The organism is Rothia sp. HMSC072B04, assembly GCF_001813725.1.
Taxonomy (GTDB): domain Bacteria; phylum Actinomycetota; class Actinomycetes; order Actinomycetales; family Micrococcaceae; genus Rothia; species Rothia mucilaginosa.
This window is the reverse complement of the sequence record NZ_KV813803.1, coordinates 383454-400309: the sequence shown is the minus strand read 5'-3', so window position 1 is coordinate 400309 and position 16856 is coordinate 383454. Positions and strand designations below refer to the sequence as shown.

Genomic DNA, 16856 nt, shown 5'->3' with positions numbered 1-16856 from the left:
TTTTGACTAGTTCAGGATCTCGGCAAGGAACGCGCCGGTGTGCGAGCCCTTCACCTGAGCCACCTGTTCCGGGGTTCCTTCAGCAATCACGGTGCCGCCGCCGCTACCGCCTTCGGGGCCCATGTCGATGATCCAGTCGGCGCACTTGACCACGTCCAGGTTATGTTCAATAGTGATGACGCTATTGCCCTTGTCGACCAGCGATTGCAGCACGGCGAGCAGCTTGCGGATGTCTTCAAAGTGCAGGCCGGTGGTCGGCTCGTCCAGCACGTAGATGGAGCGGCCGTTGGAGCGCTTCTGCAGTTCGGTTGCGAGCTTCACGCGCTGCGCTTCACCGCCGGAGAGGGTGGTTGCGGGCTGGCCCAGGCGAATGTAGCCCAGGCCCACGTCCACGAGGGTGTTCAGGTGGCGCGCAATCGGGGTGAACGCGGCGAAGAACTCTGCGGCTTCTTCCACAGGCATTTCGAGTACGTCGGCAATGGTCTTGCCCTTGTAGTGCACTTCGAGGGTTTCGCGGTTGTAGCGCTTGCCGTGGCAGGTTTCGCAGGGCACGTACACGTCCGGCAGGAAGTTCATTTCAATCTTCAGGGTGCCGTCACCGGAGCAGTCCTCGCAGCGGCCGCCCTTGACGTTGAAGGAGAATCGACCCGGGGTGTAGCCGCGCATTTTCGCTTCGCTGGTCTCTGCGAACAGCTTGCGGATGTGGTCGAACACGCCGGTGTAGGTGGCGGGGTTCGAGCGCGGGGTGCGTCCGATGGGCGACTGGTCCACGTGAATGACCTTGTCCAGGTGTTCCAGGCCGTCGATGCTCTTGTGGCGGCCGGGTACCTGTTTGGCGCCGTTGAGCTTGTTCGCCAGGGAGGTGTACAGAATGTCGTTGACGAGGGTGGATTTACCCGATCCAGACACGCCGGTCACCGCGGTGAATACGCCCAGCGGGAAGGATACGGTCACGTTCTTGAGGTTGTTTTCGCGGGCGCCGCGCACGGTCAGCTCGCGTTCCTTGTCCACGGAGCGGCGGGATGCGGGCACCTCAATGCTACGGCGGCCAGCCATGTAGTCGCCGGTAATGGACTTGGTATTCTTCAGCAGCTCCTCAAAGCTGCCGGAGTGCACGATTTCGCCGCCGTGCTCGCCGGCGCCGGGTCCTACATCCACAATCCAGTCGGCCTCGCGCATGGTGTCTTCGTCGTGCTCAACCACGATAAGCGTGTTGCCCATGTCGCGCAGCTTGGTCAGGGTTTCAATGAGGCGGCGGTTATCGCGCTGGTGCAGGCCGATGGAGGGCTCGTCGAGCACGTAGAGCACGCCGACCAGACCCGAACCGATCTGGGTTGCGAGGCGGATGCGCTGCGCCTCACCGCCGGAGAGCGTACCGGCGGAGCGTGAGAGGGTCAGGTAGTCCAGGCCCACGTCCAGCAGGAACTGCAGGCGCGCGTCAATTTCTTTGAGGACCTGCTCGCCAATCTTGGCTTCGCGGGCGCTGAGCTGCAGGCTACGCACGAAGGCGAGCGCGTCAGCCAGGGACAGGTCGGTAATGTCTGCGATGGACTGGCCGCCGACCTTCACACCGAGGATGGTCGGGTTCAGGCGCGCGCCACCGCAGGAGGGGCAGGCAACCTGGCGCATGTACTGTTCGTAGCGGTCGCGGGCGAAGTCCGATTCGGTTTCTTCGTGCTTGCGCTTGATGTACGCCTTCACGCCTTCGAATCCGGAGGTGTAGCGGCGTTCGCGGCCGAATCGGTTGCGGTAGGACACCTCAACCTTGTAGTCCTTGCCGTCCAGGATGGCGGCGCGGGTCTTGGCGGGCAGGTCCTTGAAGGGGGTGTTCAGGTCGAAGCCGAGCTCCTCCCCCAGGCCTGCGAGCAGGCGTAGCCAGTATTCGGTGGTTGCTTTGCCCTGCGACCAGGGAGCGATAGCGCCCTCGCCGAGGGTCAGGTCGGGATTGGGTACGAGCAGTTCGGTGTCTACTTCCAGGCGAGAGCCGATGCCGTCGCAGGCGCTACATGCGCCGAACGGCGAGTTGAAGGAGAAGGCGCGCGGCTCGATGGTGTCAATCTGCAGCGGGTGATTATTGGGGCAGGCGAGGTTTTCACTGAAGGAGCGGGTGCGTTCGGGGTCGTCCTGCTCGCGGTCCACGAAGTCGATGAGCACGCGGCCGTCGGCGAGCTTGAGCGCGGTTTCGATGGAATCGGTCAGGCGCTGATGGATACCGTCCTTAATGACGATGCGGTCGACGACCACCTCGATGGTGTGCTTGTACTGCTTGGCGAGCTTGGGCGGGTCGGAGAGCTGCACGGTTTCGCCGTCCACACGGGCACGCGAGTACCCCTGGGTGAGCAGATCCTTGAAGAGGTCTACGAACTCGCCCTTATGTGCGCTGACGACGGGTGCGAGGATCTGCAGGCGGGTGCGTTCGGGGTACTCCTGCAGAATATCCACAATCTGCTGCGGGGTCTGCTGGGTGATTTCTTCGCCGCATTCGGGGCAGTGCGGGTGGCCGATGCGCGCCCAGAGCAGACGCATGTAGTCGTAGATTTCGGTGATGGTACCGACGGTTGAGCGCGGGTTCTTGGAGGTGGACTTCTGGTCGATAGACACCGCCGGGGAGAGGCCCTCGATGAAGTCTACGTCGGGCTTGTCGACCTGTCCGAGGAACATACGCGCGTAGGAGGACAGCGACTCGACGTAGCGGCGCTGACCTTCCGCAAAGATGGTGTCGAAGGCGAGGGAGGACTTACCGGAGCCGGAGAGGCCGGTGAAGACGACCATCGCATCACGCGGAATGGTGAGGTCTACGTTCTTGAGGTTGTTTTCGCGGGCACCCTGAACCCGGATGCTGGTCAGATCGTTCGCTTTGAGTGCGGTGCTACCGTGTGCCGGGCGGGGTGTCATCGAAAATCCTTTCGTCTTATCTTCGAACTTAAATTCTACACCCTCACGCCTTTCACCAGCGGGATTATGCGGCGGGTGAAGGCATGAGGGTGCAGTACTTATATGAGGTGGACTAGGAGGCGCAATTCATCAAGTGCGGCCTACCAGCCGCGGGTTCCCCACTCTTCCAGGTGGGGGCGCTCGTCGCCAAGGGTGGTGGAGCGGCCGTGGCCGGGTAGCACGATGGCGTCATCTTCGAAGCCGCCGAAGAGCTTTTCGAGCACGTTGGAGAAGAGCTCACCGAACTGCTGCGGGGAGTCGGTCTTACCCACGCCGCCGGGGAAGAGAGTGTCGCCGGTGAACAGCAGGGTTGCGGGGGTACCGTCTTCCCAGGTGGCTTCGAGGGTGTAGACGATGGATCCGGGGGTGTGGCCGGGCACGTGCAGGGCGCGGATGACGGTGTCGGAGAGGTAGAAGTCGAAGCTTTCGCCGCCGGTCAGTTCTTCTTCGACGGTGTAGTCTTCCAGTTCCTTAATCTCAGCAGCGTCAGCTGCACCCGCGGAGGTCACGGCACCGGTGAGGTGGTCGAGCTCCTTAATAGCGCGGATGTGGTCCCAGTGGCCGTGGGTGACCAGGATGCCGGTCAGACCGATTGCGCGGGGCCTGATGGAGTTGAAGTCCTCTTCCTTCTCCATGACGCGCACGCGGCGTTCTTCGCCGTCTGCCAGTTCAAGCTGCGGGCAGTCATTCAGGAGCGCGTCGAGAGTGAAAGCGTAGAGTTCTTCTGCGTCGTCTGCAGGGTCGATGAGCACCTGCTCGCCGGTGGCGCGCATGGTGATGAGGTAGACGCTGTTGTCCATCTCGGAGACGCTGAACGCACGGACGGTCAGTTCGGGGTTCTCGAAGATGAGGGTGGGTTCGGGGTAAGTAGTCATAGTTCCAGTGTAGGGGTTGTGACCGCACAGCATGCGCCTATGCGGTTCGCTCCCCTATCAGCGCATTCGGCGTTGAACGCGCGGGATACATGTACGGGTGCATGTGCGGGTTGTATGTATAGGATGCACAGGGAACAGATTCTGGAGCACGCTCGGTACGGATTGGGTTCAGCGCGGATTAGGTTTCGGCTGGATCCCGCCCGGCTGAGGGTTCAGTGAAATTCAAACAGCGAAATTCAAAAGTTAAACAGAGAAGCGACTGCGCATCGATACACAGTCGCTTCTCATGACACCCAGGGGTATCTATCACTCACTCAAACACAAGCAACCCGAGGACTTTGGAAATCTCACGATTACTTGATGACTCAATAGTAGCGAACTTTTTGGGGGCTGTTTTACCACCCAATTTGGTACGGAGAGCCGGATTTAGTGACCCGCACCTCATTGTAATCATTCTGTAATAAAAACAGGTGTTTTTTAGGGTATCCATACGTACCAATTTCATTTTTTTCGAGTTTTAGCGTGACTTATTTCACCCAAAATAATTTTAGAATTTCCCTCTTTTGGCACTTCGGTGCACCTTTAACTTAAGCTCCGCACTCGGCAATCCCAAAGGTTCAATACCCAGTTTTAGCCCGGTATTCTGCGGAAGTAGAGGGTTAAGGTGAAAGTATCTTCAAGTACTTGCAACTTCATAAGCGGGAAAAAATGTACTGCTCACCGTTCAAAATCTACACAATTATTCGCGCGAGGGCAAAATCAATTGGTCTGTTTTACCCCTGTAGGTACCCCCTAAAGTAGAGGTTTTATTACAAAACAATAACATCAGCCCCACTTTCAGGTTCACTGAGTGCACCCATTAAAACCCCTTTCAAAAAGCAAAATACCTAGTCAATGCCGTATTTTCACAAAATGCAAGACAGTGTGTCACTAAAAAATCAACCTCTACAGATTGTTTAATAAAACCTGACCTTCAAGCACAAATAGAGCCCAATTATTAACCAGCACGTACCAATTCCGCCCTCAAAACAGGCGCTATAGAAGCCTCAATGAAAGGTTGAAAGACCCCTCCACTAGGGGTTTCAGGATCCTTCACTCCCCCTGGTTGATGCCTGGTTGCAGCCTAGTTTCAGCCCGGGTTGTAGCCTGGCTGCAACCTAGTTTCACTCTATTTTCAAGAGCTCCGCTCCCCCGCCCTCAAGCGTTGCGCACCTCGTATTCGCCCCTCATGCTTCCATATATCTGGGGCAGAGCCACTCCACAAAAGCGCCACAGGCTACAGCAAAGGCGGCGCCTCTCCCCCGCTGTGGGGAAGGAGCGCCGCCTCCACTAGCTATAAATCAGCTGGAACAGCCGCCTTAGGACAGGCCGATCATCACGCCATTCTCGTCGAAGCCGATGCGCTCAGCTGCGGGGCTCTTGCTCAGACCCGGCATAGTGCGCATGGTGCCGCAGATAGCGTAGACGTAGCCAGCACCTGCAGCCAGGCGAACCTCGCGCACGGGCAGAGTCCAGCCGGTCGGTGCGCCCTTCAGAGTTGCATCCGAAGAGATGGACAGGTGGGTCTTCGCGATAACCACGGGCAGGTGCGAGTAGCCCAGCTCAGCGAAACGCTTCAGCTGCTTAGCGGCAGCGGGAGCAATCGAAATGCCGTCCGCGCCGTAGACCTTGGTCGCAACCTTCTCAATCTTGGTCTCGATGGAGTCCTCAAGATCGTAGGTGTACTTCAGATCCGAAACGTCGTCACATGCCTCAGCAACCACGTCCGCCAGGTCGGTGGTGCCCTTACCGCCCTCAGCCACACCGCGGTGGATAGCGACGCGAGCACCGGCTTCCTCAGCAATACGGCGGATGGTCTCGTGCTCGGACTCGAAGTCGGTCGGGAAGGCGTTGATTGCCACGACCGGCTGAACACCGAAGTTGCGCACAATCTCGATGTGCTTCTTCAGGTTCTCTGCGCCCTTCTCCACGTCGGAGGGGCTTTCCTGCAGCATGCCTTCGGGCAGGGGCTTGCCCGGAACGATCTTGTACAGGCCGGAGTGGGACTTCAGGGAGCGCACGGTTACGACGAGCACTGCTGCGTCCGGCTTCAGGCCGGAGACGCGGCACTTGACGTTGAAGAAACGCTCCGCACCCATATCGGCACCGAAGCCAGCCTCGGTAATCACGTAGTCGGAGTACTCCAGACCAACGTAGTCGGCGACCACGGAGGAGTTACCGGTTGCGATGTTGCCGAAGGGGCCCGCGTGAATCAGTGCGGGGGTGTGCTCCAGGGTCTGCAGCAGGTTCGGGTTGATTGCGTCTGCCAGGATGACGGACATTGCGCCGTCAGCCTTCAGGTCGGCTGCGGTGACGGGCTCGCCGTCGTAGTTCAGGCCGATCACAATCTTTGCCAGGCGCTCGCGGAGGTCCTTGAAGGAGGTTGCCAGCGAGAGAATCACCATGATTTCGGAGGCGCTGGTGATGTCGAAACCGGTCTCGCGGACCACGCCGTCCATGCGTTCGCCCAGGCCCACGACGATGTTGCGCAGGGAGCGGTCGTTCATGTCGATAACGCGGCGCCACTCGATTGCGCGCGGGTCGATGCGCAGCTCGTTGCCGTGGTGCAGGTGGTTGTCGATCATGGCGGCAAGCAGGTTGTGTGCTGCGGTGACGGCGTGGAAGTCGCCGGTCAGGTGCAGGTTCAGCTTCTCCATGGGAACGATCTGGGAGTAGCCGCCGCCTGCTGCGCCGCCCTTGATGCCGAAGGTCGGGCCCATTGCGGGCTGGCGCAGAGCCAGGATTGCCTTGCGGCCGGTCTGTGCGAAGCCCTGTGCGAGGGAGACGGAAGTTGCGGTCTTACCTTCACCGAGCGGGGTGGGGGTGACTGCGGTAACCACGATGTACTTGGAGCCGCGCTTGCGGGCAGTCTCTGCGTTGGTGGTTTCGTCGAGGAGGACCTTAGCGACATACTTGCCGTAGGGTTCAAGGCGATCTTCGCTGATGCCGTTGTCTGCTGCGATCTTGTTAATAGGCCAAAGATCGGCGGCAAGTGCGATTTCGAGGTCGGAAGGGAAAGGCTTCTTCGTCATTGTCATCCTTCGAGTTGTACGAATCATGCTCTTTTATTCTATGCCTTGGCTCACTCATTTGTCCCTCACCTCGCCGGAAGGTGGCAAATAAACCCAATTTTTAATGCACTAATCCCCGCGACCGGCACCCTGCGCTCACGTGGAGCGGCAGGATCGGTGCGGGGATTAGTAGCGCATATACGCCGGGTTGCGGGTACAGCAGCCGGTATAGGAACCGGCGATACGAGCGGCTATTACGGCATAGTCAGCAGAACCTTGGTAGCGGTACGCTGGTCCATTGCCTCGTAACCCTTAGCCGCCTCGTCAATGGGCAGAACCAGGTCGAAGACACGGCCGGGCTCAATTTCGCCCTTGTAAATCAGGTCGATGAGGGTCGGCAGGTACTTGCGCACGGGGGCGGGGCCACCTTCCAGGTGAACCTGCTTGCCGAAGAGCTTATCGGTGCCGATGGAGCTGTCGTGCGGCACGCCCACGAAGCCGATGTAGCCGCCGTGGCGTACGCAACCGAGAGCCTGGTCGAAGGACTGCTGAGTGCCGACAGCCTCCGCGACGCCGTGTGCGCCCACGCCGTCGGTGAGCTCCAGAACCTTGGCGATGCCCTCTTCGCCGCGCTCTTCCACAATGTGGGTTGCGCCGAATGCCTTAGCGAGCGCCTGACGTTCGGGGTTGCGGGACATGATGATGATCTTCTCCGCGCCGAGCTGCTTAGCGCCGATAACTGCGCTCAGGCCGACCGCGCCGTCGCCAACAACGACGATGGTCTTGCCGGGGCCTGCCTGCGCTGCGTCTGCTACGTACCAGCCGGTGCCGAGCACATCGGATGCCGCCATCAGGTGCGGGATCTGCTCTTCGGTGGGTGCGGCGGGGGTCTTGACGAGGGTGCCGTCTGCGAAGGGTACGCGGGCGTATTCTGCCTGGGTGCCGTTGGAGCGTGCGCCAATGAAGGCGTCGCCTGCCGCGATTGCCTTGAGGCAGCGGGAGGGGTAGCCTGCGGTGCAGGTTTCGCATTCGCCGCAGGAGATGCAGAAGGAGCCTACGACGAAGTCGCCGGGGGCTACGGTGGTGACCTCGGAGCCGACCTCGACGACCTCACCGATGTATTCGTGGCCCATTGCCCGGTGGTCAACGGGCTGTGCGCCGCGGTAGGGCCACAGGTCGGAGCCACAGATGCAGGATGCGGCGAGCTTGATGATGGCGTCGGTGGGTTCGAGGAGGGTCGGCTTGTCGACTTCGTTGACGACGACTTTGCCGGGGGCTTCCATGACAACTGAACGCATGATGTTCCTTTCAAATCTGCGTTGATGGTTAGTCGTATCAGAGTACGCCCCGCACCCCGATATATCAATAATTTTTTATGCTACGGGGTGAAGGTAAAAATTCCGACAGTCGGAACCAGAAAGACCGCTCCAACTCCCCCGATTCCCCAGCGCTTCCACGCCAGGTTACACCGGGAAAGTCTGGGCATCTCGGCACACTAGATAGCCCGGTTAAACGGCGGAACCCCCGCGCATCCACAGTGGACACGCGGGGGTTCCGCTCGGTTTATTCAGCCTTATATCTGAAGGCGAGAAGGGTGCTTAGAAGTCCCAGTCCTCGTCCTCGGTGTTCACGGCCTTACCGATCACGTAGGAAGAGCCGGAACCGGAGAAGAAGTCGTGGTTCTCATCAGCGTTCGGGGACAGTGCCGACAGGATCGCCGGGGACACGTTAGTCACGGTCGCCGGGAACATCGGCTCGTAGCCCAGGTTCATCAGAGCCTTGTTAGCGTTGTAGTGCAGGAACTTCTTCACGTCCTCACTCCAACCCACACCGTCATACAGGGAGTGGGTGTACGCCACCTCGTTCTCGTACAGTTCGTACAGTAGGTTGAAGGTGTACTCCTTCAGCTCTGCCTGACGCTCCGCGGACTCCTTCGCCAGGCCGCGCTGGAACTTGTAGCCAATGTAGTAGCCGTGCACTGCCTCGTCACGAATAATCAGACGAATCAGGTCAGCGGTGTTGGTCAGCTTCGCGTGCGAAGACCAGTACATGGGCAGGTAGAAGCCCGAGTAGAACAGGAAGGACTCCAGCAGAGTGGAGGCAACCTTCTTCTTCAGCGGGTCGTCACCGGTGTAGTAGGACAGAACAATCTTCGCCTTCTTCTGCAGGTGCTCATTCTCAGCAGCCCAGCGGAACGCCTCGTCAATCTCCTTAGTGGAGGCGAGGGTCGAGAAGATCGAGGAGTACGACTTTGCGTGCACGGACTCCATGAACGCAATGTTGGTGTACACGGCCTCTTCGTGCGCGGTCACAGCGTCCGGCAGCAGGGACACAGCACCGACGGTACCCTGGATGGTGTCCAGCAGGGTCAGACCGGTGAAGACGCGCATGGTCAGCTGCTTCTCTTCCTCGGTCAGGGTCTTCCAGGAGGGCACGTCGTTGCTCAGCGGCACCTTCTCCGGCAGCCAGAAGTTACCGGTCAGACGATCCCAAACCTCAAGGTCCTTCTCGTCCTCAATACGGTTCCAGTTGATAGCCTCGACCACGTGGTCGACGAGCTTCACCTTTTCGCTCATTAGTAATTCTCCGATTCTTAAGGGGCGGTTACGGTGCCACGCGCGGCCAGCCAGTCGCGCAGGCGGTTTGCGTGTTTACCGTAACCGCCCCTTCCAGTCTTTAGTTATAGTGTGCCAGCTCAGGCTGAATGCGTCACAGCATTCGGGCTAGAGCATGCAGGATACGCAGCCTTCAACCTCGGTACCTTCAAGAGCCATCTGACGCAGACGGATGTAGTAGATGGTCTTGATGCCCTTACGCCATGCGTAAATCTGGGCGCGGTTGATATCGCGGGTGGTTGCGGTATCGCGGAAGAAGAGGGTCAGCGACAGGCCCTGGTCCACGTGCTGGGTTGCCACGGCGTAGGTGTCGATGATCTTCTCGTAACCAATTTCGTAGGAGTCCTGGTAGTAGTCCAGGTTCTCGTTGGTCATGTACGGCGCCGGGTAGTAGACGCGGCCGAGCTTGCCTTCCTTGCGGATCTCAATCTTCGAAGCGATCGGGTGAATCGAAGAGGTCGAACCGTTGATGTAGGAGATGGAGCCGGTCGGCGGAACAGCCTGCAGGTTCTGGTTGTACATGCCGTACTGTGCCACGTCAGCAGCCAGCTGAATCCACTCTTCACGGGTGGGGATGTGGTGCTTAGCGAACAGTTCGCGGGTACGCTCGGTCTGCGGTGCCCATTCCTTCTCAATGTACTTTGCGAAGAACTCACCGGATGCGTACTTCGAGTTCTCGAAGCCCTCGAAACGCTGGCCGCGTTCCTTAGCAATCTGCATGGAGGCGCGGATTGCGTGGTAGGCGACGGTGTAGAAGTACATGTTGGTGAAGTCCAGTGCTTCTTCGGAACCGTAGTAGACGTGCTCGCGTGCCAGGTAGCCGTGCAGGTTCATCTGGCCCAGACCCACGGCGTGGCTCATGTTGTTGCCGCGCTCGATGGAGGGTACGGAGCGGATGTCGGACTGGTCGGAGACGGAGGTCAGCGAACGAATCGCGGTTTCCACGGTCTTGCCGAAGTCGTCGCCGTCCATGGTCAGTGCAATGTTCAGCGAACCGAGGTTGCAGGAGATGTCCTTACCGACGGTCTCGTAGCCGAGGTCAGCGTGGTAGGTGGACGGCTCAGAAACCTGCAGGATCTCGGAGCACAGGTTGGACATGATGATCTTACCGGCGATGGGGTTCGCGCGGTTGACGGTGTCTTCGAACATCACATACGGGTAGCCGGATTCGAACTGGATCTCTGCGATGGTCTGGAAGAACTCACGCGCGTTGATCTTGGTCTTGGTGATGCGTGCATCGTCGACCATCTCGTAGTACTTCTCGGAGACGTTGATGTCGGAGAAGGGCACGCCGTAGATGCGTTCCACATCGTACGGGGAGAAGAGGTACATGTCCTCGTTCTTCTTCGCCAGCTCGAAGGTGATGTCGGGGATGACAACGCCCAGGGAGAGGGTCTTGATGCGGATCTTCTCGTCAGCGTTCTCACGCTTGGTGTCCAGGAAGGCGTAGATGTCGGGGTGGTGTGCGTGCAGGTACACGGCACCGGCACCCTGACGTGCGCCGAGCTGGTTTGCGTAGGAGAAGGCGTCTTCCAGCAGCTTCATGACGGGGATAACGCCCGAGGACTGGTTCTCAATCTTCTTAATGGGCGCACCGGACTCGCGCAGGTTGGTCAGGGCGAATGCCACGCCGCCGCCGCGCTTGGAGAGCTGCAGTGCAGAGTTGATGGAGCGGCCGATGGACTCCATGTTGTCTTCCATGCGCAGCAGGAAGCAGGAGACGAGCTCGCCGCGCTGACGCTTACCTGCGTTGAGGAAGGTGGGGGTTGCCGGCTGGAAACGGCCGGAGATAATCTCGTCGACGATGTCTTCGGCGAGCTTCTCGTTGCCTTCTGCCAGCAGCAGTGCGACCATGCAGACGCGGTCTTCGAAACGCTCCAGGTAGCGCTGACCGTCGAAGGTCTTGAGCGCGTAGGAGGTGTAGAACTTGAAGGCACCCAGGAAGGTCGGGAAGCGGAACTTCACGGCGTAGGCGCGCTTGAACAGGTTCTTAATGAACTGGAAGTTGTACTTGTCGAAGAGTTCCGGCTCGTAGTACTGGTTCTCGATCAGGTACTCGATCTTCTCTTCCAGGTCGTGGAAGAAGACGGTGTTGTTGTTGACGTGCTGCAGGAAGTACTGACGTGCCGCCTGACGGTCTGCATCGAACTGAATCTGGCCGTTCTCATCGTAGAGGTTCAGCAGTGCGTTCAGCTCGTGGTAGCTCATACCCTTGAACTTCTCGGGCACGCTCTTGCCGTTGTGGCTCGCACCGAGAGTTTCTAGTGCTGAGGGCAGTTTTGCGTCCAAAATGCTTCCAATCCTTCGTTGACTTTTTCTACATCTGAATCGGTGCCCATGAGCTCAAATTTGAAGAGCACGGGCACATCGCACTTCTTGGCGACAATGTCTGCCGCGATACCGAAGAGCGGACCAAAGTTGGTGTTGCCGGAGCCAATCACACCGAGTATGTGGTGGCGATTCTGCTCCACGTTCAGGAATTTAACCACCTGCGGGGGAACGTTACCGGCGCCTTCGGGCTTGCCGTAGGTGGGGACGATGAGCACGAACGGCTCATCAAGAATGAGGGTGTCTTCGCCGGTGCGCAGCGGCAGGCGGAGGCGGCGGGCACGGATCTTCTCCACGAACTTGTGGGTGTTACCGGAGATGGAGGAGAAGTACACGATGAGTGGCGCTGTATCGTCCAGTTCGTCCTCGGTCGCTCGACCCTCGGAAGCATTGCGTGCATCCATAAGAATCTTGCGGATTTCTGCGTGCTCGTCGACGGGGTTGGGCGTGAGGGCGGTACTCAATCTGTACTCCTTATTCTCGTGGGCCGGTGTGGTTCCGTGCCGATTTTCCGTTTGTACGGGTTTCGGCAGGGTTGTTACGCTGCCAGAGCGTTGATCTTGTCGGGCTGGAAGCCGGACCAGTGCTCGTCGCCTGCGATGACGACGGGTGCCTGCATGTAGCCGAGGGACTTGACCATTTCGAGGGCCTGAGCGTCTTCGGTGATATCAACCTTGGTGTAGCTGATACCCTTCGCGTCGAGGGCTCGGTAGGTCATGTTGCACTGGACGCACTGGGGCTTGGTGTACACGGTCACTACCATGGGAGTGCCTCTTACTTTCTCCCGCTCGGGCGGGCTTATCTCGTGAATGAATCTGGCGTGTTTCGTCGGTGGTTCACCACGTGTTATTTACGGCGGGCGCTGTGCCGTCCACTGCCCCCTCCTAGTGGGGCGTGGCGGTTTCCTGCTCTGGGGCAGGGCGCCTAAAAGTGCCGTAGTGGTGGAACCGAGTATTAATACTACATCTAGTGTCGAGATTTTTCTGCACCACAAGATGATGTGGTGCGAGGGTCGTGTTTCGTTCGATAAACCCACAGTTGAACCCACTTAAGAGGGGGTGTCTACAGCTTATCCACACCCTGCCGCGGGGCTAGTTCGCCGTATTTTCGCGGGGTGTGCCGGGTTATCCACAGGTGGGGTTTAAGTTGGTCAGGATTTTTAAGGGTTCATTCGCCCGCTGAGTTGAGGTTCAGTTAACCTCATGTATGCGTTTGGGGGCATAAAACCCGGCAGATTCGGGCTTGATTTTAAAGAGATTTCCGCTCTCACCCGTTCTTGCGCGGAACGGCGCGGTTTTAAAGCAGAACGGACTTTCTTAAAGGCGGGGGTTAACCCCCTTCGAGCGGGTTTAAGCTATGTGATTAAGGCTGTAGAAAAGATTTTTAACTCTTTTTCAGCAGCCGGTGTGTCGTGGGTTTAAGTTGGTTAATTCCGCTGAAACACCAAAACCCACCGCATATACCGGCATTTCGCGGTATTTGCGGTGGGTTTACTGGGTATCCATGCTGGTTTTAGCAACCGGTGAGCAGTAACCGGCTAGAAATCGATCAGGCCCAGCTCGCGCAGCTTCTTGCTGAGCGTTACGCCATCGGTGGCTTCAATCCACAGCGGCGAGCGCATCATCTGTTCGGCGCGGTAGTCGCTCCACACGCGGCCGGAGGCGAGCATGGTCTCCCCCACGGTCAGGTTGCGGATGACGATTGCCGCCACGTTGTCCGGGTAGCGTACCGCGAAGCCGTTGTAGATGTACGGGTCGCGCTGCCCGTCGTCGCCGACGAGGATCCACTTCATCTGCGGGAATTCCTCGGCGAGGCGGCGCAGGGACTCGACCTTATGGTTGGTTCCGGAGCGGAACCAGCGGTCGGGGGTGGGGCCCCAGTCGGTGAGCAGGAACGTGCCGCGCGGGTAGCCGTTGCGGCTGAGGAAGCGGCGCAGGGTCGGGGTGATGTTCCAGGCGCCGGTGGACAGGTACATGAACGGCGCATCCGGGTGGCTGCGGCGGATACGGTCAGTCATGACCGCCATGCCGGGGGTGGGGATGCGTGCGTGCTCGTCGAGAATGAAGGAGTTCCAGGCAGCGACGAGGGGGCGCGGCAGCATGGTGACCATGACGGTGTCGTCGACGTCCATGATGACGCCGAGCTTCTGGCTTTCGGGAACGATGTAGACGCTGGTTGCTACGGCGCGGGAGCCGGGCACGTACATGATGACTTCGTGCATGCCGGGGTCCAGGTCGATGCTGAGTTTGACGTCGAGCACGCCGCCGCGGTCGGTGTACGCCTCATACTTGGTGCCGTCGATGACGATGGTGACGGGCGCATCGGACATTGCGGTTGCGGTGAAGGAGCGCCAGCCGCGCATGGGGTTGGCGGTGTCTTGGGTGCCTTCTACGACCTGCAGCAGGCGTTCGAGGTTGACCGTCTTGTAGAGTGCACGGGCGATGATGCGGACCCAGCCGGGGTTTCCTTCGGAGGCGGCGCGTCCGTAGCCTTCGGTGGGCACGAGGATAGGCTCGCGACCGGCGGCGATGGCGCGCTTTTCGCGCCACCTGTGCAGCCGGTCTGCAACACGGTAGCCGATGTTGACTGCCTCATCGGCAGCATCGTTCACAAGGTTGCGCAGTTCGTGAGTGCCCAAATTCTCCATCCCACTAGTGTAGCGGAGCGTTACCGGCTTGCGGCTTTAGGATTTTGTGTTCTTATACCTAGTTTTTATACCTATTAATACTGTGGTGCTGAGCGCGGGGTGTGATGTGCACATTATTTAGGGTGTATTCGCTGTTCAGATTCGTTCCTTGCAGGTGGGGGCGTTATCCTGGAGAGTATGACCCACTCACAGCCTAACCGCCGACTTTTTGTGCTCGGCACTGCTATGCTTCCGCTGATTGCTGCCTGCTCGAAGAAGTCGAATGACTACGACGGCACCAGCGGTAATTTCACTCCGTATCAGGCTGGCGGCGAGACCTCTGCTGCTACTCGCCCCGCACCCACGAATTCGCCGACGGTTGCCGCTGCTGGCAACCCGGTTGATAAGCCGCGCGAATGGCCCGGTATCGGCAACTCCCTCATTGGTGACGGCAAGTATGTTGCGTGGACTGTTGATGACGGCGCAAGCCCGGAGGCGATTCGCGGCTACGCTGAGTTCTCGAAGCGTACGAATACTCGCCTGACGTTCTTCATTAACGCTTCTTACACCGGGTTTAAGGAGCATGTGTCGTTGTTGCGTCCGCTGGTTCAGAGTGGCCAGATTCAGGTTGCGAACCACACGTACAACCACGCTGACCTGACCACCCTGGATGCTGAAGGTGTGAAGGAAGAGCTGCAGCGTAACGAAGACGAGATTATGAGCATGTTCGGTGTCTCGTCGAAGCCGTACTTCCGCCCGCCCTACGGCCGCTACAACGATGCGGTGCTGAAGGCTGCCGGTGAGATTGGTTTTACCCGCCCGGTCATGTGGAACGGCACTACCGGTGACGAGGCGAAGACCAGCTCCCGCGTGATTTACATGCGCTGCATCCGCTACATGCTGCCGCAGCAGATTGTGCTGGGTCACTTGAACTACGAGACGATCATCCCGATCCTCGATAAGGTGAAGGGCCTGCTCGATGACCGCGGCCTGACTGCGGTGACGGTTCGTGACTACTACGGTGACGCATCCGAGGAAGAGATTAAGGCGGCGGCTCCTTCGCCGACCCCCACCCCGGAGGAGAACACCCCCTCCCCCGAGGCGACTACGGAGGCGCCGGCCCCTACCCCGGAGCCGACTACTGAGGCTCCGACTCAGGCGCCGACTACCCGCTATGAGGATGAGGTAGCGGCTACCCAGCAGGCTACGACTGCACCTGCGGCGGCAACCACTACGGCTCCGCCGGCTCGTGCGACCGCCGCTCCCGCGGCTACTGCCACGACCGCACCGGCGGCTGCCCGCCGATAGGGCCGCGTATTTCGCGTGTGCTAAGCCCCCTTGACCCGGTTCCTGTACAGATATTCCTATACAGAGATTCTGTACGAACCGGCGCGAGGGGGCTTTGCCGTACCCGGTGGGAATAAACTCTGGGGAACACCCGCTGAGGAATAACGCTGGGGAATAGCCGGGAATAAACACGGTAGCCGGGGCGTTAGGTGAGCATACAGGCGGCAGTGTGCCGCATCCGAGTATGAGAGGAATAGATAACATGCGTATTGATATTTGGTCCGATATTGTGTGCCCCTTCTGCTACGTGGGCAAGCGTAACCTGGAGCAGGCGCTCGCCGAGTTTGAGCACCGTGACGAGGTTGAGGTGGTGTGGCATAGTTTTGAGCTGGACCCGTCGGCTACGGAGCATCCTGCCGGTTCGTTGCCTGAGATGATTGCCGGTAAGTATCAGATGTCGTTGGAGCAGGCGATTGCGAGCCAGGAGTCGTTGGCGGAGCGTGCCCGCGAGGTGGGTTTGGATTTCAATTGGCGTCAGGCGCGTTACGGTAACACGTTTGATGCGCACCGTGTGATTCATTATGCGGCGGAGCAGGGTTTGGCGTCGGCAGCGCAGGAGGCGTTTAAGCTGGCGTACTTTACGCAGGGCCGTTCGGTGCAGGATCACGAGTCAATTCTGGATATTGCTTCTGAGATTGGCCTGGATACCGCCGAGGTTGAGGCGGTGTTGAAGAGCGACCGTTACGCGGCGGATGTGCGTGCTGATGAGCAGTTGGCGCGCCAGCTGGGCATTAATGGTGTGCCGTTCTTCTTGATTGAGTCGAAGTGGGCGGTCAGTGGTGCGCAGCCTGCGAAGATGCTGGTGCAGGCGCTGCGTCAGGTGTGGGAGGAGACTCACCGTGTTGAGTTTTTGAACCCTCTGGCGGGCGCGGCTGGTGACGCAGCAGGTGACGGTGCTGCGGAGGCGGGTCCGTCCTGCGATGTGAACGGCAACTGCTCCTAGTAACAGTCCTGGATAGGGCTGTCCCGGCAGGGGTGCTACTCCCCTAGCTCCCCCCACCTGGCTGGTGTCCCCAGTTTTAGTGAAGCAGCAGATATAGCGAAGCCCCCTTGTCCTGGTTCTTGGTTGAACCGTGGCAAG

Annotated in this window: 11 protein-coding genes; 2 read left to right on the top strand and 9 right to left on the bottom strand. The window is 59.2% G+C overall.

From position 1 onward, the window contains the following. Window positions 1-6 precede the first annotated feature (6 nt). The 9 genes from uvrA to HMPREF2928_RS05930 form a co-directional block, all read right to left on the bottom strand. A complete protein-coding gene (gene uvrA, locus HMPREF2928_RS05970) occupies window positions 7-2895 on the bottom strand; it encodes an excinuclease ABC subunit UvrA (protein ID WP_070687687.1) in 2889 nt (962 codons plus the stop codon). A 140-nt stretch (window positions 2896-3035) separates the two neighbouring features. Beyond that, window positions 3036-3809: an MBL fold metallo-hydrolase gene (locus HMPREF2928_RS05965; RefSeq protein ID WP_070687685.1), complete on the bottom strand. Its 774-nt coding sequence runs from the start codon at window positions 3807-3809 to the stop codon at window positions 3036-3038. A gap of 1358 nt (window positions 3810-5167) precedes the next feature. Then, window positions 5168-6880 carry a formate--tetrahydrofolate ligase gene (locus HMPREF2928_RS05960; RefSeq protein ID WP_005505800.1) on the bottom strand — a complete coding sequence of 571 codons (1713 nt, stop codon included), beginning with the start codon at window positions 6878-6880 and terminating at the stop codon, window positions 5168-5170. Window positions 6881-7113: 233 nt separating this feature from the next. Next, window positions 7114-8157, bottom strand: coding sequence for a zinc-dependent alcohol dehydrogenase family protein (locus HMPREF2928_RS05955; RefSeq protein WP_070687683.1), 1044 nt, complete (start codon window positions 8155-8157; stop codon window positions 7114-7116). A gap of 300 nt (window positions 8158-8457) precedes the next feature. Beyond that, window positions 8458-9435, bottom strand: a complete 978-nt coding sequence (gene nrdF / locus HMPREF2928_RS05950; RefSeq protein ID WP_005508801.1) for a class 1b ribonucleoside-diphosphate reductase subunit beta — start codon at window positions 9433-9435, stop codon at window positions 8458-8460. A gap of 147 nt (window positions 9436-9582) precedes the next feature. Beyond that, a complete protein-coding gene (gene nrdE / locus HMPREF2928_RS05945) occupies window positions 9583-11763 on the bottom strand; it encodes a class 1b ribonucleoside-diphosphate reductase subunit alpha (protein ID WP_070687681.1) in 2181 nt (726 codons plus the stop codon). After that, window positions 11736-12266: a class Ib ribonucleoside-diphosphate reductase assembly flavoprotein NrdI gene (nrdI, locus tag HMPREF2928_RS05940; protein ID WP_049342045.1), complete on the bottom strand. Its 531-nt coding sequence runs from the start codon at window positions 12264-12266 to the stop codon at window positions 11736-11738. The genes nrdE and nrdI overlap by 28 nt, the downstream gene beginning before the upstream one ends. Window positions 12267-12340: 74 nt before the next feature. Beyond that, window positions 12341-12565, bottom strand: a complete 225-nt coding sequence (gene nrdH / locus HMPREF2928_RS05935; RefSeq protein ID WP_005505794.1) for a glutaredoxin-like protein NrdH — start codon at window positions 12563-12565, stop codon at window positions 12341-12343. 774 nt (window positions 12566-13339) lie between these two features. Then, complete coding sequence (locus HMPREF2928_RS05930; protein WP_060824702.1) at window positions 13340-14449, bottom strand: App1 family protein; 1110 nt, start codon at window positions 14447-14449, stop codon at window positions 13340-13342. A gap of 177 nt (window positions 14450-14626) precedes the next feature. Here HMPREF2928_RS05930 and HMPREF2928_RS05925 point away from each other — a divergent pair, with 177 nt between their 5' ends. Both HMPREF2928_RS05925 and HMPREF2928_RS05920 read left to right on the top strand, forming a co-directional pair. Beyond that, window positions 14627-15736, top strand: coding sequence for a polysaccharide deacetylase family protein (locus HMPREF2928_RS05925; RefSeq protein ID WP_060824701.1), 1110 nt, complete (start codon window positions 14627-14629; stop codon window positions 15734-15736). Between the two features lie 241 nt (window positions 15737-15977). Further along, window positions 15978-16718: a DsbA family oxidoreductase gene (locus tag HMPREF2928_RS05920; protein ID WP_070687679.1), complete on the top strand. Its 741-nt coding sequence runs from the start codon at window positions 15978-15980 to the stop codon at window positions 16716-16718. Window positions 16719-16856: the final 138 nt, after the last annotated feature.